This window comes from Kribbella sp. NPDC048837, assembly GCF_055586945.1.
In genome coordinates this window covers 412,008-434,329 of record NZ_JBVJHF010000001.1, presented here as the reverse complement: position 1 = coordinate 434,329, position 22,322 = coordinate 412,008, and the positions used below count along the sequence as shown (strand labels likewise).

At 68.9% G+C, this 22,322-nt stretch carries 18 protein-coding genes; 9 read left to right on the top strand and 9 right to left on the bottom strand.

All coding sequences use genetic code 11. The features are described from left to right. The first annotated feature begins 250 nt into the window (after positions 1–250). From ACZ6O0_RS02115 to ACZ6O0_RS02105, 3 genes are all read left to right on the top strand, one after another. Positions 251–937 carry a hypothetical protein gene (locus ACZ6O0_RS02115; protein ID WP_465762958.1) on the top strand — a complete coding sequence of 229 codons (687 nt, stop codon included), beginning with the start codon at positions 251–253 and terminating at the stop codon, positions 935–937. Positions 938–988: 51 nt separating this feature from the next. After that, positions 989–2,395 carry a hypothetical protein gene (locus ACZ6O0_RS02110; protein ID WP_465762957.1) on the top strand — a complete coding sequence of 469 codons (1,407 nt, stop codon included), beginning with the start codon at positions 989–991 and terminating at the stop codon, positions 2,393–2,395. A gap of 129 nt (positions 2,396–2,524) precedes the next feature. Next, entirely contained in the window at positions 2,525–4,231 is a 1,707-nt protein-coding gene (locus ACZ6O0_RS02105; protein ID WP_465762956.1) for a DEAD/DEAH box helicase, read from the top strand. Here the strand turns inward: ACZ6O0_RS02105 and ACZ6O0_RS02100 are convergent. Next, the gene (locus tag ACZ6O0_RS02100) at positions 4,228–4,719 is read right to left on the bottom strand and encodes a DUF6328 family protein (RefSeq protein WP_465762955.1); all 492 of its coding nucleotides are present in this window, start codon (positions 4,717–4,719) and stop codon (positions 4,228–4,230) included. The two genes, ACZ6O0_RS02105 and ACZ6O0_RS02100, sit on opposite strands and share 4 nt — an antisense overlap. Before the next feature lie 99 nt (positions 4,720–4,818). After that, entirely contained in the window at positions 4,819–5,022 is a 204-nt protein-coding gene (locus ACZ6O0_RS02095) for a cold-shock protein (protein WP_012921273.1), read from the bottom strand. A 439-nt stretch (positions 5,023–5,461) separates the two neighbouring features. Here ACZ6O0_RS02095 and ACZ6O0_RS02090 point away from each other — a divergent pair, with 439 nt between their 5' ends. Next, complete coding sequence (locus tag ACZ6O0_RS02090; protein ID WP_465762954.1) at positions 5,462–5,737, top strand: protealysin inhibitor emfourin; 276 nt, start codon at positions 5,462–5,464, stop codon at positions 5,735–5,737. On the opposite strand, the gene ACZ6O0_RS02085 is transcribed toward ACZ6O0_RS02090, so the two are convergent. From ACZ6O0_RS02085 to ACZ6O0_RS02075, 3 genes are read right to left on the bottom strand one after another with little or no spacing between them, the layout of a single operon-like run. After that, positions 5,734–7,224, bottom strand: coding sequence for a beta-N-acetylhexosaminidase (locus tag ACZ6O0_RS02085; protein WP_465762953.1), 1,491 nt, complete (start codon positions 7,222–7,224; stop codon positions 5,734–5,736). The two genes, ACZ6O0_RS02090 and ACZ6O0_RS02085, sit on opposite strands and share 4 nt — an antisense overlap. After that, entirely contained in the window at positions 7,217–7,990 is a 774-nt protein-coding gene (locus ACZ6O0_RS02080; protein WP_465762952.1) for a fructosamine kinase family protein, read from the bottom strand. The genes ACZ6O0_RS02085 and ACZ6O0_RS02080 overlap by 8 nt, the downstream gene beginning before the upstream one ends. Next, complete coding sequence (locus ACZ6O0_RS02075) at positions 7,950–9,167, bottom strand: MFS transporter (protein ID WP_465762951.1); 1,218 nt, start codon at positions 9,165–9,167, stop codon at positions 7,950–7,952. The genes ACZ6O0_RS02080 and ACZ6O0_RS02075 overlap by 41 nt, the downstream gene beginning before the upstream one ends. A gap of 51 nt (positions 9,168–9,218) precedes the next feature. Here ACZ6O0_RS02075 and ACZ6O0_RS02070 point away from each other — a divergent pair, with 51 nt between their 5' ends. Both ACZ6O0_RS02070 and ACZ6O0_RS02065 read left to right on the top strand, forming a co-directional pair. Next, positions 9,219–9,902, top strand: coding sequence for a CGNR zinc finger domain-containing protein (locus tag ACZ6O0_RS02070; RefSeq protein WP_465762950.1), 684 nt, complete (start codon positions 9,219–9,221; stop codon positions 9,900–9,902). Between the two features lie 175 nt (positions 9,903–10,077). Beyond that, the gene (locus ACZ6O0_RS02065; protein ID WP_465762949.1) at positions 10,078–10,494 is read left to right on the top strand and encodes a VOC family protein; all 417 of its coding nucleotides are present in this window, start codon (positions 10,078–10,080) and stop codon (positions 10,492–10,494) included. 54 nt (positions 10,495–10,548) lie between these two features. On the opposite strand, the gene ACZ6O0_RS02060 is transcribed toward ACZ6O0_RS02065, so the two are convergent. Next, the gene (locus ACZ6O0_RS02060; RefSeq protein WP_465762948.1) at positions 10,549–11,295 is read right to left on the bottom strand and encodes a phytanoyl-CoA dioxygenase family protein; all 747 of its coding nucleotides are present in this window, start codon (positions 11,293–11,295) and stop codon (positions 10,549–10,551) included. A 70-nt stretch (positions 11,296–11,365) separates the two neighbouring features. Between ACZ6O0_RS02060 and ACZ6O0_RS02055 the strand changes: the two genes are divergently transcribed. Beyond that, the gene (locus ACZ6O0_RS02055) at positions 11,366–12,199 is read left to right on the top strand and encodes a helix-turn-helix transcriptional regulator (RefSeq protein ID WP_465762947.1); all 834 of its coding nucleotides are present in this window, start codon (positions 11,366–11,368) and stop codon (positions 12,197–12,199) included. Here the strand turns inward: ACZ6O0_RS02055 and ACZ6O0_RS02050 are convergent, their stop codons facing one another. Further along, positions 12,200–13,045 (bottom strand): DinB family protein, encoded by an 846-nt coding sequence (locus ACZ6O0_RS02050; protein ID WP_465762946.1) that lies wholly within the window; start codon positions 13,043–13,045, stop codon positions 12,200–12,202. Between the two features lie 63 nt (positions 13,046–13,108). Here ACZ6O0_RS02050 and ACZ6O0_RS02045 point away from each other — a divergent pair, with 63 nt between their 5' ends. Further along, positions 13,109–14,050, top strand: a complete 942-nt coding sequence (locus tag ACZ6O0_RS02045) for a helix-turn-helix transcriptional regulator (protein WP_465762945.1) — start codon at positions 13,109–13,111, stop codon at positions 14,048–14,050. A 74-nt stretch (positions 14,051–14,124) separates the two neighbouring features. Then, on the top strand, positions 14,125–16,947 hold the full coding sequence (locus tag ACZ6O0_RS02040; protein WP_465762944.1) for an AfsR/SARP family transcriptional regulator: 2,823 nt from the start codon (positions 14,125–14,127) through the stop codon (positions 16,945–16,947). On the opposite strand, the gene ACZ6O0_RS02035 is transcribed toward ACZ6O0_RS02040, so the two are convergent. Together ACZ6O0_RS02035 and hrpA are read right to left on the bottom strand one after the other, a co-directional pair. After that, positions 16,923–18,137, bottom strand: a complete 1,215-nt coding sequence (locus tag ACZ6O0_RS02035) for an outer membrane protein assembly factor BamB family protein (RefSeq protein WP_465762943.1) — start codon at positions 18,135–18,137, stop codon at positions 16,923–16,925. The two genes, ACZ6O0_RS02040 and ACZ6O0_RS02035, sit on opposite strands and share 25 nt — an antisense overlap. A 67-nt stretch (positions 18,138–18,204) precedes the next feature. Beyond that, positions 18,205–22,164, bottom strand: coding sequence for an ATP-dependent RNA helicase HrpA (hrpA, locus tag ACZ6O0_RS02030; RefSeq protein WP_465762942.1), 3,960 nt, complete (start codon positions 22,162–22,164; stop codon positions 18,205–18,207). Positions 22,165–22,322 lie beyond the last annotated feature (158 nt).

Here is a 22,322-nt window from a genome sequence, read left to right as displayed (position 1 = left end):
TCTGCACAGCAGGCCCTAGATCACCTGTCCTGCAGCATCGTAGACCCTGTCGTGGACAATCTCCGGCGGGACACGGGAATCAGTGGCGACAGAGTTTGTAGTGAGGAATTGAACTACTAGGAGACGGTGCTTGCGGCTAGAAGTGTTTACACTTGCTGTAAACCCGCTCCCGGGGGTTGTGTGATGTGTTAGAACTGCTTCGTACGTTCGCGCCGGAGGGCGTGACCGGTTACTGACCAGTGGAGGACAGATGGCCGCGCCGTCGTGGCAGGATGATTCGCTTGGCACCATGAAGCGGGTCGCACTGTGGCTGATTCAGGTGGTCGGCGAGGGGAATGATTTCACGAAGGAGTCGCTCCGGCGGGCGTTTCCAGGAGTATCGCAGGTGGATCGCCGTCTCCGTGATCTGCGGGATTTCGGTTGGCGGATCGACACCAACCGAGAAGACCCAGCCCTCGGCTCGCACGAGCAACGCTTCGTGACGCCCGGAGTTGCGGTGTGGGAGCCGGGCCGGGCCGGCGAGCGCTCGAAGAGCACCGCTGCGATCGGTGCGACCCGGCGCCGGCAGGTGCTCTCCGCGGACGGGCACATGTGCCGGTCGTGCGGCATCACCCCGGGCGAGCTGTACGCCGGGACCTACGAGGCTGCTCAGCTTGACATCGCACGGCGCAAGGTCGTGAGACCGGACGGTAGTGTGGACATCGAGCTCATCACGGAGTGCAACCGTTGCCGCGTCGGGGGACGTGAGCTCGACGCGAGCGCGGCAACGGTGATAGCGAGCGTCAGAGCATTGAGCGTCGCTGAGCGCCGAATCCTGGCAGGCTGGGTGGGCGCCGACGCCCGGGAGTTCAGCCGGCTGGAACGGCTGTGGAGTAACTACAGAACACTGCCGGGGGAGTCTCGCGCAGCGGTCCGAGCCGAACTCGGGGTGGACTAGTGCTGATCTGTGAGAAGCTCCGCTGACGAGAACGACAGGCAAGGATCACACGTGACGAAGGACTACGGCCGGCCGGCCAACGCGGACGAGAACCGTGCACTCGTGAAGCGGCGGCTCAAGGAGCTTAACGAGGGCGATGGTCCGCGCGAGACACTGACGATTGAGTGGCGTGGATTGCCGAGGCACCTCGATGTCATCCAGCTCCCAGTTGGCGACTTGCACTACAACCCGGCCACCCATCGGGTCCGCGCTCAGCGAAGCCACGATGCGAGCCGCGATGCGGTGCTTGAGGCTGACCCCTGGAGCACGGGGAGTCAGGCATATCTGGAAAGCTTGCTGAAGGCCCAGCCTTCGGATCCGTCGCGCATAGACCCAGAGTTCATCGAGCTGGCCGAGAGCCTGCGAGAGTACGGCCAGAGCGAGCCCGGTCTGGTCACGCACGATGGAGTGCTGGTCAACGGCAACACCCGCCGAGCGGCATTGCTCGACCTGCATGGCCCCACCCACCAGATGCGGGTTGCCGTGTTGCCGGGATCGTGCGACTGGGATGACATCGCGGCCGTCGAGTTGTCCCTGCAGCTCCGGAAGGAGCACCGGCGGGACTACTCCTATATCAACCGTCTTCTGGCGGTCCAGGAGCTGGTCGACGCCGGCACGCCGCTGGCGATGATCGCGACGACGTTCCGGACCACTGCGGCGCGCTGCAAGCAAGATCAGTGGGTTCTTGCATGCATCCAGTCGATGATCCAGAGGAGCGAGGTGAATGGTGCTCGCCTTCCCCTGATCTCCTTCGAGGACCACCAAGAGAAGCTGCGCGAGCTGCACCGCGCATACGAGAAGACTCAGGCCACCAACCCCGAGAAGGCAGAGCTCCTGCTCGAAAGCCGCGTGGCTGCGATCATGCTGGGCTTCTCGAAGACCGACGTGCGATTCATCGAGCCAGGCTTCGAGGACAGGTACCTCGCGTCGCTCGTGCCGGCCGACGTGACCTCCAATTCGCCCGCCGGGGGCGTTGCAATCCCTGGTCTTGGTCGCTCGGTCAGGCAGGAGTCAGGCTCCTTGAAGAGTGCGAAGGCATTCACGGACGCCATCCTTAGAGCTCGGGCGGCGAGCGACGGTGGCGCAGGCCGGCCACAGGCCGAAGGCGGCCCCGACCTTCGTGACCTAAGGCAGGCAATGGAACAGGCGATCGACAAGGCTGGCCGGGATGGACGCGTCATGAAGCGGAAGCAAGCTGCGCCGAGACGCTTGCTGGATGCCAGCGCGGACGTCGATCAGTGCGTGACTGATGTGGTGCTTTCGCGCGCCACCCAGAGCCTGGATGAAGATGCTTTCGATGATGCCCTGCTGAGTCTGCGCAAGAGTCTTCAGAAGCTGGCACTCGAAACCCGTCGCACCGTGCAGGACCCGGGCGATGGTGTGTCGTGGCTGCTCGAGGAGTTCGGGAAGGGCATCTGAGTGGAACCAGGTCCCGGCGCAGGACTCGTCATCGGGTTCGATTTCACTCGTACCCAGGCTCTGCTGCGATGCGTGGTGGCTCATCGGTCGGCGCTCGGCCGCTTGATGTCGAGGTTTCCGGCTGGCCGGATGGTTGACCAGCTCTCGGCGGCCGTGCCCATCGACGGGTTCGTCGCGGGCATCTCGGCACTTGCGGAGTGGCCGGATCCCGAGGGTGTGGTCTGGGAGCCCGACTTCGCTGTCCTGATTCAGGACCTTCTGGACTCAGCTGACGATGTCGGCAAGCTCTTGAGCGGGGCTCCGCTCGGCGAGCAGATCGACCCAGCGAGCGTACGGAGCATGCTGGGCTCGGGGTGGACTGGCGATCTCACGAAGTTTCAGGAACGGGACGTAGCCAGGCTGCTGTCGATCAAACATGGTGCGAACTTCAGCGTCCCGGGTGCTGGGAAGACGAGGGTCTCCCTGGCCGTGTTCGCTGCCCTCCGGGAACGCAGCCAGGTGTCACGCATGCTCGTGGTCGGTCCGAAGTCCGCGTATCAGGCGTGGTCAGAGGAGGCTGAGGTCTGTTTTGAGCACCCTCTGTCGGTCGAGATTGTGGACAAGAGGCCTTCTGCGGGGGTGGACATCGTGCTAATCAACTATGAGCGGCTAGACAGGTCGCTCAGCGTGCTGTCCGAATGGTTGAAGGCTGCCCCCGCGATGCTCGTGCTCGATGAGGCGCATCGGATGAAGCTCGGCGGTGCAGGCGTCTACGGAGCTGCGTGCATGGCGCTCGGTCCGCTCAGTCGGGTGCGGATGATCCTGAGCGGCACGCCCGCTCCAAACGGCGCAAAGGACCTTGAGAACCTGCTGTCGTTCGTCTGGCCTGGATACGGACGCCGGGTCGTTACGCAGGCGGTCGATGGTGGTGACCTTGCCTACGCCAGCACTGTGCTTCGGCCGCTGTATACACGCACTACGAAGCACGAGCTTGGTCTTCCGCCGGCGAAGACCCGGATCCGCAAGCTGCCTATGCCTCCGTTGCATCGAGAAATCTACGACGCGCTGATCGGCAACATGTCCGCCCGCGCGGCGGCAGAGAGTAAGGACTTCGAGTCGCTCGGCCGGGCCGTCCTCCGACTGCTGATGGCTGCGACGAGTCCGGCCCTGCTCGTCGAAGGATCGAGCCCGTACGAGCCTCTCTCGTTCCAGGTGCCGCCGCTCGAGGTGCCAGAAGGTGGCCCGCTGTCGATCCTGTTCCGTCGCCTGCCGCAGTACGAGGTCCCTCCCAAGTATCAAGAGACGATGTCAATCGTGGCGGCGAACGCTGCTGCTGGACGGAAGACGCTCGTCTGGGCCAGCTTCGTCCGCAGTATCGCGACCCTCCAGGCGCTGCTCAGCCGGTACCAGCCGGCCGCGGTACACGGTGGTACGGCGAACCGCGACGAGGAGATCCAGCGCTTTCGGGAGGACCCGGATTGTGCAGTCCTCGTGTCCAACCCGGCCACGCTCGGCGAAGGCATCAGCTTGCATCATGTTTGTCACGACGCTGTCTTCGTTGACCGCGACTTTCAGGCTGGCCGGTACCTGCAGAGCCTCGACCGCATCCACCGCCTGGGGCTCGCGCCTGGCACTCAGACCAGCGTCACTGTTCTCGCATCGGCGGAAACAGTTGACGAGATCGTCGCGCAGCGGCTGGCCAAGAAGCTCGACTTCATGGGGCAGATCCTGGACGACCCATCGGTCAAACAACTAGCTGATCCGGAAGAAGAGCCGGCCCTGTTGGCCGCAGGAATGGACCAAGACGACGTGCGGGCACTGCTCGAGCATTTGGATCCTGGAGCGCGCCGTTTCTAGGTGCGTCCGTTCGCGGTTGCGCTAGTACGGCGGACCCAGGCGGGGACGGCGTACCAGAAGACGCCGAACCAGAGCAGGACGATGGCGGTGATGATGATCGCCGCCATCCGGGTGAGGACGACGTCGAGGGCGAGCAGGACGCCGCCTGCCGTGGCCAGGACCAGGAAGACCAGGCCGGCGATCGCCATCCGGCTCGCGATCGGCAGCATCCGGTCGCGGAGCATGTGCCGGTAGACGATCCGGTGGAACGACACCGGCGCGAGGAACAGGCCGACCGCGAGCGCGGACGCGATCAGCGTCACGGCGTACGTGTGGTGGGTGAACGCGTCGGCGTCCTGGAACTTGGTCTGGAAGGCGATGCTGAGTAGGAAGGCGAACAGGATCTGCGTACCGGTCTGGGCCAGCCGGAGCTCCTGGAGCAGCTCGTTCCACTGCCGGTCCAGCCGTTCGCCGGGGTCCTCGTCGGGGCGGCTGTAGCGCTCGGTCACGGTCCCATTGTTGGGCACCGGGCGCCCGGAGCTGGCGAAGGGCCGCACACCGGTGTGGTGTACGGCCCTTCGATCACTTGCTAGAAGGGTGATCCAGGATCAGATCGGACGGATGTTCTCCGCCTGCAGGCCCTTCTGGCCCTGGGTGATCTCGAACTCGACGCGCTGGTTCTCGTCCAGCGAACGGAAGCCCGAGGTCTGGATGGCCGAGTAGTGCGCGAACACGTCCGCGCCACCGTCATCCGGGGTGATGAAGCCGAAGCCCTTGTCAGCGTTGAACCACTTGACAGTACCGACAGCCATTTGTGTCTATCTCCTTGATGGCTTGTAACAAACCGCGACCCACACCTCATGAGCCACGTGTCGCCGAAAGGCCCCAGAAGACAGAACCGGCCATGCAGCACAGCGAAAGTCAGTGGGAGTCCAAAAGTGCAACGCGATAACTGTAGCCGATCTGGGGCCTGGTGGAAGGGGTGACCACGAACACGTGTCGCTGATTGTCGCCGCCCGCTACGCTTCGTGGCCGACCGGATCCAGTCCCGGCGTGGCCGGCCCGGACCCGGAAACCCCGCGCCGACCTGCTGATTCGCCGTTCCACCGCGGGGCGGCGGGATGGCAACGAAGGACAATCCACCGGTACGCCGGGTGATGGGCGTGTGATTCTGATCGACTTTTCCGGCGTGTCGCGCGACTCTGGACATTCGTTGCGCGGGACGCAAGGGTGAGCCGCAAGGAGGCTGGATTGATCGTCACAGTGACTCGCAGCGGAGGATTCGCCGGCCTGATGGCACACGGCGAGCTCGACACCAGCGCCGAGCCGGACGCGGACCGGCTCGAGGCGGCCGTGCAGGCGCTCGACGCCGCCGACCTGGGATCCGGCCGGCCGCAGCCCGATCGGTACGTCTACCGGCTGGAGGTGCGTGCCGCCCCGGACGCGGACGCCACGCACCACACCATCGCCGAACAGGACCTGGACCAGACCACGGCGTGGCTCCTGGAGCGGGTCCTGCAGCGCTAACGCCAGTCGATCTCCGGCGCGCGGTAGAAGTTCACGCCGAGCACGTCCCAGCGCGACCCCTGCTCGGCGAGCCGGTCCTTGTACGTCGTCCAGTCCAGCGCGGACGCCGGTGACCACCCGAGCTCGGCGACCCCCGGCAGCCGCGGGAACACCATGAACTCGACCTTCGCCATCTCGTCGAGGGTCTCCGTCCACAGCGGCGCCTCGACGCCGATCACAGCGCTCTCCGGGACGTCCGGGATCAGCGTGGCCGGATCCCAGCTGTAGGACTTCTCCACGCTGATCAGCCCGGCCCAGTCGAGGCCGTACGGCGTGTCCTGGTCGTACTTCATGTCCAGGTACGCGCGGTTGGCCGGTGACATCACCATCTCGGCCCCTTGGGCGACGGCCTTGTGGGCCAGCTCCTGGGCCCGGGGGTCGTCGGTTCCCCAGTACTGCACGATGCTGCCGTCCGGCAGCGAGGCATCGGCGATCTCGTGCCAGCCCATCACCCGCTTGCCGTGCTTGACGACCAGCTCGGCCGCCTTCGGCACGAACGTGAGGTAGTCCGAGTGCGGAGTCGAGTGCGCCTCGTCCCCGCCGAGGTGGATCACGTCGCCCGGGGACTGCTCGGCCACCTCCCGGAACACGTCGTCCAGGAACTCGTAGGTGAGGTCCTTGTCCACGGTGAGCGAGCTGAACCCCACCTCGGTGCCGGTGTAGTACGCCGGTGCCTCACCGTTGGCGTTGAGCTCCGCGTACGACGCCAGCGCCGCGTTCGTGTGTCCCGGTGTGTCGATCTCGGGGACCACGGTCATGAACCGGTCGGCGGCGTACAGGACGATCTCGGCGAAGTCGGCCTTGGTGAAGTGACCGCCTTCGCCGCCACCGACCTCGGAGTCGGCGCCGAACTTCGTCAGCTCGGGCCAGGAGTCCACCTGGATCCGCCAGCCCTGGTCGTCGGACAGGTGCAGATGGAGCCGGTTGAGCTTGTACAGCGACGCGAGGTCGATGTAGCGCTTGACGTCGGCGACCGCGAAGAAGTGCCGGGAGACGTCGAGCATGACGCCGCGGTAGGGGTAGCGCGGAGCGTCGGAGATCTCGGTGCCTGCGATCTCCCACGGACCCGCCTGCTCCGTGTCGGCGGCAGCCTTGGCCGGGAGGAGCTGCCGGAGGGTGGTCACTCCGCGGAAGAGGCCTTCGGCGGTGGCGGCGGTGACGGTCACTGCCGTGCTGTCGACGCGGAGTTCATAGCCCTCCGCGCCGAGTGAGTCCGGTCCGTCGGCGGAGAGCGTGATGGTGCCGGCGCCCGGCTCGACGGGCAGTGGGAAGCCGGTGGAGAGGCGTAGCTGGGCGGCGAACTGGTCAGCCACCCTGCTTGCATCCTCGGAGGTGCCGACCAGTCCGACAGTCGCAGCGGACTGCAGTGTGAAGGTCTGGTCGGGCAGGGCGGTCTGGGTGACGGGCTGGGGGATCAGGGTGGCCTCCGGAGGTCGTGACTCAGCCATACTTGTGAGCCATCGCAATGGCTTGTGGAACGTAGCTTCCACCGAACATGACCACGTGGGTCAAGAGGGGGTGCAGACGGTGCAGCCCGACCCGGTCACGCCAGCCGTCCACGAGCGGGTGTGCCTCGTCGTACGCGCGCAGCACCCGTTCGAGATGCGGTAGGCCGAACAGGCCGAGCATGGCCAGGTCTGTCTCCCGGTGACCGCCGTGCGCGGCCGGGTCGATCAGGTGTACGCCGCTCGCCGCCCAGACCACGTTCCCCGACCACAGGTCGCCGTGGATCCGGCACGGCTCGTCGGACGGGTCGTCGTACTCCCCGGCCTCCAACCGCGTGCAGACCCGCTCGAAGACCTGCAGTTGGTGCCCGTCGATCGCACCGTGCTGGTACGCCGTCCGCAGGTACGGCCGGAGCCGCAGGTTCGCGTAGAACTCGCCCCACGACTTCAACGGCTCGGCCGCGTGCGGCAGTCCGATCGTGCCGATGTACCCGTCGCCGTCCCAGCCGTCCGGCGGTACGCCGAAGTGCCGAGCGCCGGCGTCATGTGTGACGGCCAGCCGCCGGCCGAAGTCGTCAGCCGCGGCTCCGGTCGGCGGAACGAGGTCGAGCCTGACCGTGGTCAGCCGGCCGGGGGAGACGTCGAGCGGCTCCGCGACGGCGGCACCAGCGGGTACGGCGAGCCACCGCAGGCCGGCCGCCTCGACCTCGAAGAACCCCGCCGGGGCGTCAGGCCGCCTCTTCACAAACCTGTCGCCCAGGTCGGTCATGCTCGCACTCTGCCACCGCCACCCGGCGACGAGCCAGCATCGGCTCGAACAGGAGTGTCAGGACCGCCGCGGCCGCCAGCAGAGCGCCCACAACGGCCACGCTGCGCACGCCGGCGTTGTCGATCAGTGCACCGCCCACAAAGGCGCCGGCGGCGATGCCGACGTTGAAGGCGGAGCTGGTGCCGGCCGAAGCGAGATCGGTGCTGCCCGGTGCGACCAGGAGGGTTCGGTTCTGCACCGCGACGGCCATTCCGCTGAAGGCCAGGCCGGTCACGGCGAGCAGCGCGATGGTGGCCACCAGGTGGCCGCCGAAGACGTAGAGGCCCGCGAGTGCACAGCTGAGAACGGCGTACGAGACGACCACCGATCCCCACGGGTAGCGATCGAGGATCCGGCCGACGATCAGCGTCCCGGCCAGGCCACCCACTCCACTGGCGAGCAGCATCGGGCCGAGGGCATCCCGGGCCAGGCCCGTGATGTCCAGCAGGAACGGCGTGACGTAGGTGTTGAACGTCAGGAAGCCGGTCACGCCGATCGCCGAGCTGGCCAGGATCACGACGTACCGACGGAGGTCCGGCGAGCTGCCGAGACCGGTGGCACCGTTGCGGCCACCGACGGCCGGGAGCAGCCAGAGGATCCCTGCGCAGGCCACGGCCCCGAGCCCGGCCATCACGCCGAGCGGGACCCGCCAGCCGGCCTGTTCGCCGAGCCAGGTGCCGAGTGGGATGCCCAGGACGGGCGCGAGGGCGGTGCCGATCGCGAGGCGGGCCACCACCCGGCCGCGGACCTGCGGTGGGAACAGGCTGGTCGCGATCGGCGGGGCGATCGCCCAGAACAGCGACTGCGACAGCGCCGTGAGCAGCCGGCTGGCGAAGAGGATCTCGTACGTCGGTGCGAGGGCGGAGAGCGCGGTGGACACGGTCAGGACGCCGAGGGTGCTGCCCAGCACGAGCCGGCGGGGGAGCCGGAGGGTGAGCCGGGCGAGCGGGATCGAGGCGATCACCACGACCGTGGCGTACCCGGTCACCAGGAGACCCACGTCGGACCGGGACCGGCCGAGGTCGGCGGCGATGACGGTGAGCAGGCCGATCGGCAGGACTTCGATGGTCACGTACGAGAACGTGCTGAGCGCGAGCATGAGCAGGGCCGCGTTGGCCCGGCGGGATGTGATGGGCATGATCTCACCTGTGATTCCAGTGAACGACGTTATGGTGGTAGCATCTCACCCATGACCGACAGTTTTCACGACGAGCTCAGGATTGTCGGTGGGCATCCCGCCCTGGACCTCGTGAACACGGTAACGCCCCGCGTTCCCGGCAGTCTCGACGTTTACGACTATCTGAGACGGCCCGCCGAGCTGCTCGCCTGGAGCCGCCGGATCGAGCTCGTAGATCCGGCCGAGGAGGAGGCGATCGCGGCCGTCTGGGAGCGCTCGCCGGACCTCGCCGAGAAGGCGTTGCGCGCGACCGGCGAGATCCGCGAGGCGGCCTATCTCGTGCTGGCTCCGCGTGCCGCCGGCGCCGTACCCGTGCTGGCGGAAACCGCCCAGGAGTCAACGTACGAGCGGCTGATGCTGCGCTGGGCCGCGGCCGCGGCCCGGTCCATGATGGTCGGCCGGACCGATGTGGCGACCGGAGCCGCCGGGGTCGCCGACCTGCGCGTCGGGACGGCGCCGGCGTTGATGATCCCGGACCGGCTCGTGTTCGCCGCGGTCGACCTGGTGCGGACCGTCGAGCCGCGGCAGCTGCGGACCTGTCCGGTCGACGAGGGCGGCTGCGGCTGGCTCTTCCTCGACCGCAGCCGGAACGGTTCGCGCCGCTGGTGCGCGATGGCCGACTGCGGCACCAGGGCCAAGATCCGCAAGCTCTCCGAGCGCCGCCGTGCTACCTCCGTAGAGGGTATTCACCGGTAATCGGAACGGCCGTTCACTGTCCGCGACCGGCTGACCGGTCAAGAAGGCGTGTCGAAAGATGCGAACTGTCCGTCCGACCTGTCATCGTAGGCGGCCGGGCCTTCCGACCAGATGGGCCCTGGCCGGTCCTGCCCCGACGCGGGCGGGCAGTCATGAAACAGAAGCTGGAGGACAGATGACGCAGGTGGCAGAGCAGCCGGGCAGTACTGCCGGGCGGCTCGGCTCGGTGGTGCTGGATTGCCTGGACCCACTCGAGCTAGCCCAGTTCTACTCGGCGCTGCTGGGGCTGGACATCGACGAGAACGGTGACGACGACTGGCGGAGCCTGACCGGCCCCGGCTCGTCGCTCGGGTTCTCGACGCTGGCCTTCCGGCGCTCGGAGGAGTACGTGCCGGCCACGTGGCCCGGCACCGACGCGCAGGATCTCCACCTCGACCTGATCGTCGAGGATCTCTCCAGCGGCCACGCCACCGTGGTCGCGCTCGGGGCCGAGCCGCTCGACCCCCTGGATCCACCACCCGCCGACAACGCCCGCGGCTGGCGTATCTACGCCGACCCCGCGGGACACCCGTTCAGGATCTGTCTCGAGTAGTCCTTCGCACAGAGCCCGCCCCGGCCACCCGGCCGGGGCGGGCTTCTGCCTGTCTCAGGCCCACTCGCTGCTACCGGTGAACGCGAAGTGGCGGCCCTCGACGTACGTCGGTCGTGGCTGGTAGCTGTTCACGCCCGGCTCGCCGCGCAGGTGGAAGGCACTCGGGTAGGGCACCTCGGGGTCGGTGATCCGCGTCGAGGTCGGGATGTACCGGATCGTCAGCCCGCATCGCCGGTTCGGCGAGGTGTTGGCGTTGCTCCCGTGCACGATGTTCGGGTGGTGCACCTCGACGTCGCCGGGCGCGAGCACCATGTCGACGGCCGCGGACCCGTCGACCTCGACCGCGATCTCCTTCCCGAGCACGCTCTCGACCTCGGTGTTGTCCCGCATCCCGGCCACCTCGCCCCGATGGCTCCCGGGGATCACCCGGACGCAGCCGTTCTCCGGCGTCGAGTGGTCGACGGCCAGCCACAGCGTCACGACCTTCATCGGATCGAGCGGCCAGAACGCCGCGTCCTGGTGCCACAGCACCGGCTGACCGGAGTACGGCGGCTTGGAGATGTAGTGCGACGCGAACAACGCGAGATCCGGCCCGACGAACTGTTCCGCGATGTCGAGCAGCCGCTCGTCGCTGATCAGCCGGACCCAGAACGGATCGTCGCGCAGGTAGACGTGCCCGAGCTGCTCGGGCCGTACGTCGGGATGCCGGGCCTGCAACCATTCGACATGGTCGTTCACTTCCTTGATCAGCTGGTCGTCGATGACAGTGCGGAAGATGACATAGCCGTCGGTCTCGTACATGCCTCCATGCTGCTGTCCGGGGCCGGTCGCCCACTAGCAGCGAACTGACGAGAACTTGTAGCGTGTTGATGTGGATCAGGCGTTGCGGTTCGAGTCGCACGCGTTCGGCCGGCCGTATCACGCGGCCCGCGTGCGGATCCCGGCCCGGGCCCGGGACACCGAGTTGCACACCCATGCGGACTTCCACGAGTTCATGGGCGTGGTGTCGGGCCGCGGCGAACACCTGCTGCCGACCGGCGTCGAGGAGCTCCGCGCCGGGGACGTGGTCCTGGTCCGGCCGAGCGACCGGCACGCGGTCCGTGGCTCGGCGCCGGACGGGCTGGAGTTCGTCAACGTCGCCTTCCCGAGCTCGGCCTGGTCGGGGTTCCTCGACCTGACCCGGACGAACCCGACCGCCAGTTGGGCGTCGGCGCGGCGGCCGGTCACCTTCCGCGCTGCTGAGGCGATCGCCGTCTTCGATCGCGCACTGGAACGCTTCCAGGACGATCCAGGTCCCTACGACCTGGTCCGGTTCTGGATCGACCTCCTCGAGCTGCTCGCGCCGGCGGACGACGCCGCGGGTCCGGGCACGCCGAGCTGGCTCGCCAAGGCCTGTACGGCGATGCGGGCCGAGGACAACCTCCGTGGCGGTGTGCCGCGCCTCTTGGAACTGGCCGGCGTCAGTCCGGCACACCTGTCGCGTTCGATGCGCTCGGCATATGGCGTGACGCCGACGGCCTTCGTCACCGACCTCCGCCTCGAGCACGCCGCTTCCTTGCTAGCGGCAACCAATGCTCCGGTCGCCACGATCGCGACCCGCTGCGGCTTCAGCAGCCAGTCCTACTTCACCCGCTGCTTCACCACAGCCCACCAGCTCTCGCCGCGCGACTTCCGCCACCGCTCCCAACGAGCGTTCGTGCCCTGATCAGAGCGTCTCCAGATACGCGACCGCCTCCGGCTGCTGGAACCACTTGGCCCAGCCGAGGACGTCGGCACCGAACCGCGGATCCGTCGCCGACAGGTCCGCGCCGTGCTCGACCAGGAACCGCAGCGTCTCGAGCGAGCCGGTTCCCGCGGCCAGGTGAGCCGCGGAGACCCCGTCCGCCGTCCGCTCGTTGATGCCGAAGCCCAGATCGGCGAGCTGCGGGACGACTTCCCACCGCTGGGCCGCGGCGGCCTCGGCGAGCAGCGCCGGGCGCTCAGTGGGTGTCACCTCGCAGGCAAGGGCAGCCGCGAAGGGATCCTCTGCTCGCACTCCTCGGTAGAAGTCGCGGACGGTTCCCACTTCCGCGCCGTGGTGGATGAGCTCGTCGAGGATGTGCAGGGCGAAGGAGGTGCCGTCGCTCTCGGCGTACGGACCGGCGATCTCACCCATCGGCCGGTCGAGGTCCGCTTGGCTGAGCGCGGAGAGGCGCCGGCGCCAGACGTCGTACGCGTGGTCGAGAGCAGCGAGCGCGCTCTTCGCGTTCTCCGGCACGCCTGGTACGCCGTCCTCCGCTGCGGGCTGGTGGCCGAACCAGGTCGCGGTCCGGTCGCCTTGCAACATGTCGACGATGTGGGTGATCCGCCAGGCCAGGGTGGTGAACGGCGGCGGCTCCGGTGGGATCCGGGCCGAGTCGGCGACGAAACCGGCGTCGGACTTCCGGACCGACCACGAGCCGTCGAACGGTTCCCAGAAGTACTCCTCGTCCGTCAGGCCCTCGACGCGGCCACGTAGCCGCTGCCAGGCGAAGTCGGAGAGGTCCAGGAGATTCTGCGAGAGCGTCGTCATGGGGCCACCGTAGGACGACCTGCGGACAGGATCGGTCCGCAGGTCGGGCAGAATGACGATGCGATGGATACCGCGGCCCGCTTGCTCCGCCTGTTGTCCTTGCTCCAGTCGCGCCCGCAGTGGGACGGCGCCGAACTGGCGGCGAGGCTCGACGTCACGCCCCGCACGGTACGGCGTGACGTCACCCGGCTCAGATCACTCGGCTACCCGGTCGACGCCGAAGCCGGGATCGGCGGTGGTTACCGTCTCGGACCCGGTGGCCGGCTGCCACCCCTGCTGCTCGAGGACGAGGAAGCGGTGGCGATCGCGGTCGGCCTGCGCGTCGCGACGACCACGACGGTGTCGGGAGTCGAGGAAGCGGCGATCTCCGCGCTGACCAAACTCCATCAGGTGCTGCCCGCCCGGTTGCGCGCGCAGGTCGCCGCGATCGGCGCGCACACCACCCAGTTGCCGCAGGGCGAGCTGCCGACCGTCGACGGCGAGGTGCTGGTCACGCTCGCCGTCGGCTGTCGTGATGTCGAAGGGATCCGCTTCCGCTATCGCACCCACGACGGCACCGAGTCCGAGCGCAGCGTCGAGCCACTGCAGATCGTCCACACCGGCCGGCGCTGGTACCTCGTCGCGCGCGACCGCGATCGGCAGGCCTGGCGAACCTTTCGCGTCGACCGCATCGCGCACCCGGTCCTCACCGGCGCCCGCTACCGCTTCGAGAACCCGCCCGACCCGGTCACACTCGTTGCCGAAGGCACCGGAGTGGCGCCCTGGGACATTGTCGCCCGGATCCGCGTGCACGCCGGCGCCGCAACGGTGAGCAGGGTGATCCCACCCCACCAAGGCGTGGTCGACCCGATCGACGCCAGCACCTGCGAGGTCCGTTTCGCCGCGAACGAGCTCGGCCCCCTCGTAGCCCAAGTGGCCCGTCTCTACTGGCCTTTCGAGATCCTCGACCCGCCCGAACTACGAGCCGCCGTCCACGACCACGGCCGCCGCCTGCTCGATTCCTGACTCTCGCGGATGCGGGCGCTGAACCCCTCGGCACGGTGATTCGTTGGTGAAGGTGAGGACGGGAGGGGCGCACTGTGCGGTTCAAGGTGCTCGGACCGCTGGAGATTCGCGACGGGCAGGGCGATCCGGTCCGGCTCGGCTCGCCGAAGCTGCGTGCTGTCCTCGCGGTGCTGCTGGTGAGCGCCAACCGCCCGCTGACCGCCGGCCGGTTGGTCGAGACCGTCTGGCCCGGACGCCCGCCGCCGACCGCCGTCGGGGCGCTCCGCACCTATGTGTCGACGCTCCGCCGCGAGCTGCAACTCAGTGCCGGGCCCCCGCAACTCGTCACCGAGGCCGCCGGGTACCGGATGGACGTGAGCGCCGCCGACCTGGACCTGCTCGCGTTCGAGGAGTTCACGACCCGCGGCGAGCAGGCGCTGCGCGACGGCGACCCGATCGCCGCCACCCATCAGCTGACCCAGGGACTTGCCCTGTGGCGTGGGCGCCCGCTCGAGGACGTCCCCGTCGACGCCGACCCCGACGGCCGCCTCGTCGTGGCGGAGGAACGCCGCCTCGCGGCCAGCGAAGCGCTGGTCGAGGCCCGTCTCACCCTCGGCCAGCACGCCGAGCTCGCCGCCGAGCTGCACGCCCTGGTCGAGGAGAACCCGCTGCGCGAACGGCTCTGGCAGCAGTGGATGCTGGCTCTGTACCGGGCCGGCCGCCAGGCCGACGCACTCGCGGCGTACCGGCGGCTCCGCGACCGGCTGGCCGGCGAGCTCGGCACCGAACCGGCTCGCGCCGTCCGCGACCTGCACGAGCGGATGCTGGCCGCGGACCCGGTCCTCGATCTACCGGACCAGGTGTCATCGGCCCGACGGACCGTGGTCCCGCGCCATCTGCCGGTGGACGTGGCCACCTTCACCGGCCGCGGCACCGAGGTGACCGAGCTCGCGGGCATCCTGTGCGGCGAGCCCGACGACCGCGCCCCGCCGATCGCCGCGATCGACGGCGTCGCGGGAATCGGCAAGTCCGCGCTCGCCCTGCACACGGCGCACCTCGTCGCGACCAGCTTCCCGGACGGCCAGCTGTACGCCGACCTGTCCTCGGACGGGACGCCGATCGGAGTCCTCGGACGGTTCTTGCGGGCGCTCGACGTCCCCGATGCCGGACGGTACGACGTGGCCGAGGCAGCCGGCCGGTTCCGGGCCGAGACGGCGACCCGGCGGGTGCTGGTCGTCCTGGACAACGCGACGGACGCGGCCCAGGTCCGGCCGCTGCTGCCCGCCGGACCCGGGTGTGCGGTCCTGGTGACGAGTCGGCGGGTGCTTGCGACGGTGGACGGCGTACGGTATCTGCACCTTCGGCCCTTGGCTCCCAGGGAGTCGCTGACACTGCTGGCCAGGCTCACTGGGGAGGACCGGATCGCCGCGGATCCGGCCGCCGCGCGGAAGCTGGTCGCGCTGTGCGGTGGACTGCCGTTGGCGGTGCGGATCGCGGGCGCGCGGTTGGCCGCTCGCCCGGCTTGGCCGGTCCGGACCCTGACGGGGCGGCTCGCGGACGCCCGCGGCCGCCTCGACGAGTTGCGCGCCGGAGACCTCGATGTCCGGGCGTCGTTGCTGGTCGGCCACCGGTCGCTGGCCGCCGGGTCGGCCGACGAGCGTGCGGCCGCGGCGGCGTTCGGTCTGCTCGGCCTGCCCGATGCGGCGGACCTGAGCCCGCCGTTCGCCGAACGGTTGCTCGGCGCAACTGATCCGACGCCGGTGCTGGAGCTGCTGGTCGACGCGCAACTGCTGGAGAGCCCTGCGCCGGGCCGATACCGGCTGCACGAGCTGCTCCGACTCCTGGCCCGCGAGGTCGCGGCGAAGCGCTCGCAGGACGAGCTCACCGCGGTACTGACCCGGGCGATGCGCTGGCAGGTTGCGACCGCCTGGTCGGGGTCCGCGACGCTGCGGCCCGGCGACCCGCGGCGGGGTACCGCCGGTGCGTGGGCTGAAGGTGGTTCGGCGTTCACCGGGGTCACGGCGGCGCTGGATTGGTTCGAGAGCGAGCGGGCGAACCTGCTCGCGACGGCCGAGCAGGCGGCGACGACCGACGGTGTGCCGGACCAGATTCCGGGACAGCTGGCCCGGGCGTTGTTCGCGTTCTTCCACATCCGCGGTCATCGGGCCGACTGGATCCGGCTCAACCAGACCGCGTTGGCGGTCGCACGTCGTACCAAGGACGCGTACGGCGAAGGCTTCGCGCACCGCGATCTGGGCGCGGCCCACGAACTGCAGGGCGACTTCGACCAGGCAAGCGATCACCTGCGGGCCGGACTGAAACTGTTCACCGAGGCCGGGGACGACAGCGGCCGGGCCTCGTGTCTGAACGGGCTCGGCACCATCTACGACAGCCTCGAACGCTATGACCAGGCCGCCGAGTGCCTGTCGCGGGCGCTGTCGATCGCCCGTACGCTCGGTGACCCGCACAGCCAGGGCGTCTACCTGAACAACTTCGGACCGGTCCTGGGGCAGTTGGGCCGGTACGACGAGGCACTGAGCTGCCTCGCCGAGTCGGAGGCGATCTTCGCCGAACTCGGCAACCGCCGCGGGCGCGCGGCCGCGTTGACGAATCTCGGTGAGGTCTACGAGGCTGCGGGCTCACCCGGCGAGGCCCTCGCGGGGCTCAGCGCGGGGCTCGCGATGTTCCGCGAGCTGACCGACGAGGCGGGCCAGGCGCATTGCCTGACCCACCTCGGTCTCGTCCACCGCGACCTCGGGCGGTCCGGCCGGGCCCTGGAGTGCCTGCGGGCCGCACTGGCGATCTGTGAACGCACCGACGATCGGCGCGGTGCGGCTCGGTGCCTGCGACTGCTCAGGGAGACGCTTCAGCAGGCCGGACCGCACGGCAGCGGTCAGCGCCTGAGTGCGAACGAGTAGACGTTCCCGCCGCCGCTGTCGCCGTACGTCCCCGCGTAGACCTTGCCCTGGGCGACGACCGGACCGGAGTCGACCGCGCCGGACACCCGGGCGGACCAGAGCCGCTGCCCGTTGGTGGCCCGCAACGCGTAGACGCCGCGGTCGTCCGAGCCGACGTACACCACCCCGTTCGCCACCGCCGGCGACGACATCACCACGCCGCCGGTACGGAAGCTCCACCGCACGGCGCCGGTCGCCGCGTCCAGGGCGAGCACCCGGCGGTCGTTGTTCGTGCCGATGTAGACCGTGCCGTCGGCGACCGCCGGTGAGGACTGGAAGGACGCGAGGATGTTCGTGCCGTACCGCACCTTCCACCGCTGTACGCCGGTCTCGGCGTTCACGGCGTACACGTTGCCGTCCCGGGAGCCGAAGTACACCGTGCCGTCGACGACCGCCGGTGTCGAGGAGTTGTGGCCGCCGGTCTGGAACGACCACAGGACTGCGCCGGTCGCCGCGTCGAGGGCGTAGACGCGCTGGTTGAGCGACGCCGCGAAGACTTTGCCATCGGCAACGGTCGGGGCCGAGTAGAACCCGGATCCCTTGCCGCCGTTCGGTTTCACGTCCCAGATCCGCGCACCCGTGGCGGCGTCCAGGGCGAGCACCTGGTCCTCGGTGGTGGCGGCGTACACCACTCCGCCGGCGACCACCGGCGACCCGTTGATGTTGCTGACCGAGGCTCCGGTGCGCCACCGGGTCGCGCCGGTGACGGCGTCGAACGCCCAGATCTCGGCCGCGGGCCGGTTGATTCCCAGGTAGACCAGGCCGTCGCCGACGGCCGGCGACGTGAACGTCCAGTCGCCGCTCAACGCGTCGTCCGGTTTCGCCCACAGTTGCTGGCCCGTGGTCGCGGCGAGCGCGTGCAGCCGGCCGTCCAGCCCGCCGACGTACACCCGGCCGTCGGCGGTCGCCGGCGAGGACCAGACGCTGCCCCCGATCTTCGTCACCCATTCCTGCCGCAACCCGCTGACAGTCGACACCGAGAGCGCGGCCTCGGCGGTGTTGACGCCCTGGTGAGCGGCCCCGTTGCGGAACTGGGTCCAGTCACCGGTCGTGACGGCGCTCGCCGGGGCCACAGGCACAGCCACCAACGGCGTCATGACAAGCGCAGCGAGCGCGCAGAGGGCCCGCACCTTCACCATCCGTCCAGTCATCTCCCGACGATCCCGCCCCGACATCAACGATCGATCAAGCCGCGGCGCGTCACGGGCTCGACGACCGTCAGGCTGCCGCCAGTGCCTTGCGGATGCGCTTCTCCGAGACCGTGTACGGCGTGCCGATGGTCTGGGCGAAGAGGCTGATCCGGAGTTCCTCGAGCATCCAGCGGACTTCGAGGAGTTCGGGGCTCGGGTACTTGCCGGTGGGGACAGCCTGGAGGCGTTTCTGGTACTCGTCGGTGAGGTTCTGGATGATCGCCATGCCGGAGCGGTCGCGCATCGCGTTGGCGCCGATCTTGTCCAGGCGCTGTTCCATCCCGCGCAGGTAGCGGACCAGGTCGGGCAGCCGCTGGGCTCCGGTCTCGGTGATGAAGCCGGCGTGGACCAGACTCTCCAACTGACCGCGGACGTCGGACAACGCCGCGAGTAGCGCCGGGCTCGATGCTCGCGAGATCTGTTTGTCCACGGCGCGCGCGTGGGCCAGCACCTGCTCGACCTGGCGGAGGATCGTCAGGACGGTGTCCGCGAGTTCCGACCGTACGGCGTCACGCAGTACGGAGAACGCGGTGAGGTTCCAGGCCGGGCCGTGGGCCGCGGCCATCAGCTGGTCGACGGCCGCGGCGATCGCGTCGTCGAGCAGTTCACCGACGTTGCGGTGCGGGCCGGCCATCAGCGTCATCTTCTGCTGGTTGGTCAGGTTCCGCTGGACGACGTCGATCACCGACGGCATCGTCAGCAGCAGGAGCCGGCGCGTGCCGTTCCACATCGCGGCGGCCTGGTCGCGTTCGGTCTCCTGCAGCCGGATCGCGACCGTCTTGCCCTCGTCGACCAGCGCCGGATAGCCGGCCACGGTCAGGCCGTTGCGGTGCTCGGAGAAGCTGCGCGGCAGATCGCCGAAGGTCCAGTCGGTCAGACCGGACCGCTCCAGCCCGCTGACCGCCTTCGACGCGACCTTGGAGATCGCCGCCGTGGTCTTCGGCTTCAGGCGTTCCTTGAGCTTGGCGAGATCCTTGCTCTCGGCCACCGTCTTGCCCTGGTCGTCGATCACCCGGAACGTCATCCGCAGGTGCTCGGGGACCCGGGTCCAGTCCCAGTCGGCGGGTTCGATCACGACGCCGCGCAGGTTCCGCAGTTCGCGGGCCATCGCGTCGGTCAGCGGCCCCGACGCCGGGTCGAGGTGGGGGAGGATCTGCCGGGCGTGGTCCGGCGCGGGCACGATGTTCCGCCTGATCGCCTTCGGCAAGGACTTGATCAGCGTCGTGACCAGTTCCTCGCGGAACCCGGGCACGCTCCACTCGAACCCGTCCGCGGTGACCTGGTTCAGCACCAGCAGCGGGATGTGCACGGTCACGCCGTCGGCGTCCGTACCGGGCTCGAAGGCGTACGTGAGGTCGAAGGTCATCCCGTTCTGCGTCCAGTGCAGCGGGAACTCCTCCGCCCGCACCTCGGCACCCTCGCGGACCACCAGCGACCGCTCGAAGTCGAGCAGGTCGGGGTCCCGCTGCCGGGCCTTCTTCCACCAGGTGTCGAAGTGCGTCCCGGTGACCACCTCGGCGCCGATCCGCTCGTCGTAGAAGGCGAACAGCGTCTCGTCGTCGACCAGCAGGTCGCGGCGGCGGGTCCGTTCCTCGAGCTCCTCGACTTCCTCGATCAGCTTGCGGTTCTCGTGGAAGAACTTGTGGTGGGTGTCCCAGTCGCCCTCGACCAGCGCGTGCCGGATGAACAGCTCGCGCGACACCTCCGGGTCGACCTTGCCGTAGTTGACCTTGCGCCGGGCAACGATCGGTACGCCGTACAGCGTGACCTTCTCGTAGGCCATCACGGCACCGGCCTTGCGTTCCCAGTGCGGTTCGGAGTACGAGCGTTTGATCAGGTGCTGGGCGATGTCCTCGGCCCACTCCGGCTCGATCTTCGCGTTCACCCGCGCCCACAGCCGGGACGTCTCGACCAGCTCGGCGGCCATCACGAACTGCGGCGGTTTCTTGAACAGGCCGGAGCCGGGGAAGATCGCGAACTTGGTGCCGCGAGCACCGAGGTACTGGTGCTGGTTGGCCGGGTCCTTCATGCCCAGGTGGCTGAGCAGGCCGGACATCAGCGCGACGTGCACGCTCTGCGGGTCCGCGGGCTCACCGCTGTTGAGCGTCACGCCGATCTGGGACGCGACCTGGCGGAGCTGGGCGAAGATGTCCTGCCACTCGCGGACGCGCAGATAGTTCAGGTACTCGCTGCGGCACATCCGGCGGAACTGGTTGCCGGAGAGGTCCTTCTGCTGCTTCTTCAGGTAGTTCCAGAGGTTCAGGTACCCGAGGAAGTCACTGTTCGGATCACGGAACCGGGCGTGCGCCTGCTGGGCCTGCGCCTCGGCGTCGGTCGGACGCTCGCGCGGGTCCTGGATCGACAGCCCGGCCGCGATCACCATCACCTCGCGGACGCACGCGTGCTTGTCGGCCTCGACGATCATCCGGGCCAGCCGCGGGTCGAGAGGGATCTGGGCCAGCTGGCGGCCGATCGGGGTGAGCCGGCGGTGGCGGTCGGAGGCCTTGGCCGCCTCGATCGCGCCGAGCTCGGTGAGGAGCTGCAGGCCGTCGGTGATGCTGCGCTTGTCCGGCTCGTCGATGAACGGGAACGCGGCGATGTCGCCGAGGCCGATCGAGGTCATCTGCAGGATGACGGACGCCAGGTTGGTGCGCAGGATCTCGGGGTCGGTGAACTCCGGGCGGTTCTCGAAGTCCTCCTCGGAGTACAGCCGGATACAGATGCCGTCGCTGGTCCGGCCGGAGCGGCCCGTGCGCTGGTTGGCGCTGGCCTGCGAGACCCGCTCGATCGGCAGGTGCTGGACCTTGGTGCGATGGCTGTACCGCGAGATCCGCGCCGTACCGGGGTCGATCACGTACTTGATGCCCGGGACGGTCAGCGAGGTCTCGGCGACGTTGGTCGCGAGGACGATCCGGCGGTTCGGGTGCGGCTGGAAGACGCGGTGCTGCTCGGCGTTCGACAGGCGCGCGTACAGCGGCAGGATCTCGGTGGTGTTCCGCCGATCGCTCTTGAACTTGTCGTTCAGCGCGTCGGCGGTGTCGCGGATCTCGCGTTCCCCGCTGAGGAACACCAGGACGTCGCCGTCGGCCTCGTACTCGAGTTCGTCGACGGCGTCCAGGATCGCCTGGGTCTGGTCGCGGTCGATCGTGCTCGGGTCGTCCGGGTCGTTGATCGGGCGGTAGCGCACCTCGACCGGGTACGTCCGGCCGGAGACCTCGACGATCGGCGCCGGCGTGCCCTGGCTGTCGGCGAAGTGCTCGGCGAACCGCTCGGGGTCGATGGTCGCCGAGGTGATGATCACCTTGAGGTCGGGACGGCGGGGGAGCAGCCGCTTGAGGTAGCCGAGGATGAAGTCGATGTTCAGGCTGCGCTCGTGCGCCTCGTCGATGATGAGGGTGTCGTAGCGGGTCAGGTCGCGGTCGCGCTGCAGCTCGTTCAGCAGGATGCCGTCGGTCATCACCTTGACCAGCGAGCGATCGCTGACCTTGTCGGTGAACCGGATGGCGAACCCGATCGTCTCGCCGAGCTCGGTCCCGAGCTCCTCCGCGATCCGCTCCGCCACCGTCCGCGCCGCCAGCCGCCGCGGCTGGGTGTGCCCGATCATCCCCAGCACGCCACGGCCCAGCTCGAGACAGATCTTCGGAATCTGCGTCGTCTTCCCGGAGCCCGTCTCACCCGCGATCACCACCACCTGGTGATCCCGGATCGCCGCCGCGATCTCGTCCTTCAGCTGACTGACCGGCAACTCTTCCGGATAGGAGATCTCCGGCACGGCAGCCCGCCGTACCTCCACCCGCCGCTCGGCCTGCTCGACCGCGCCGATCACACTCCGCAGGGCCTGCTCGCGCTTCCCCGCGTCCTTGGTCGTCCGAACCCGCTCGAGCCGCCGCCCCAGCTGCTCCCGATCAGCAGCCGTCAGCCCCTCGAGCCGCCCCGCCACCGCACCCAAACTCTCAGCCGGCAGGTCGTCCGTCGTGCCACTCTCCACGGCGGCAGCCTCCGGCGAGCCGTTGCCGCTCCGTGGCGCACCCCCCGGCTTGCGCCGACGCCGCGGCCGGCGACGTACACCAGGCTCCTGCGAAGAACCGTCAACTGATCGTCCCTGCACGGGACCGGCGACTGGGGAAGGACTCGACAACTCGGTCC

Coding starts and splice junctions, on each gene's coding strand:
- ACZ6O0_RS02075 (WP_465762951.1), bottom strand. CDS start 9,167: ATGCCCATCACATCCCGCCGGGCCAACGCGGCCCTGCTCATGCTCGCG.
- ACZ6O0_RS02095 (WP_012921273.1), bottom strand. CDS start 5,022: ATGGCTGTCGGTACTGTCAAGTGGTTCAACGCTGACAAGGGCTTCGGC.
- ACZ6O0_RS02045 (WP_465762945.1), top strand. CDS start 13,109: ATGGATACCGCGGCCCGCTTGCTCCGCCTGTTGTCCTTGCTCCAGTCG.
- ACZ6O0_RS02080 (WP_465762952.1), bottom strand. CDS start 7,990: ATGACCGACCTGGGCGACAGGTTTGTGAAGAGGCGGCCTGACGCCCCG.
- ACZ6O0_RS02105 (WP_465762956.1), top strand. CDS start 2,525: ATGGTTGACCAGCTCTCGGCGGCCGTGCCCATCGACGGGTTCGTCGCG.
- ACZ6O0_RS02065 (WP_465762949.1), top strand. CDS start 10,078: ATGACGCAGGTGGCAGAGCAGCCGGGCAGTACTGCCGGGCGGCTCGGC.
- ACZ6O0_RS02115 (WP_465762958.1), top strand. CDS start 251: ATGGCCGCGCCGTCGTGGCAGGATGATTCGCTTGGCACCATGAAGCGG.
- ACZ6O0_RS02070 (WP_465762950.1), top strand. CDS start 9,219: ATGACCGACAGTTTTCACGACGAGCTCAGGATTGTCGGTGGGCATCCC.
- ACZ6O0_RS02050 (WP_465762946.1), bottom strand. CDS start 13,045: ATGACGACGCTCTCGCAGAATCTCCTGGACCTCTCCGACTTCGCCTGG.
- ACZ6O0_RS02035 (WP_465762943.1), bottom strand. CDS start 18,137: ATGACTGGACGGATGGTGAAGGTGCGGGCCCTCTGCGCGCTCGCTGCG.
- ACZ6O0_RS02085 (WP_465762953.1), bottom strand. CDS start 7,224: ATGGCTGAGTCACGACCTCCGGAGGCCACCCTGATCCCCCAGCCCGTC.
- ACZ6O0_RS02060 (WP_465762948.1), bottom strand. CDS start 11,295: ATGTACGAGACCGACGGCTATGTCATCTTCCGCACTGTCATCGACGAC.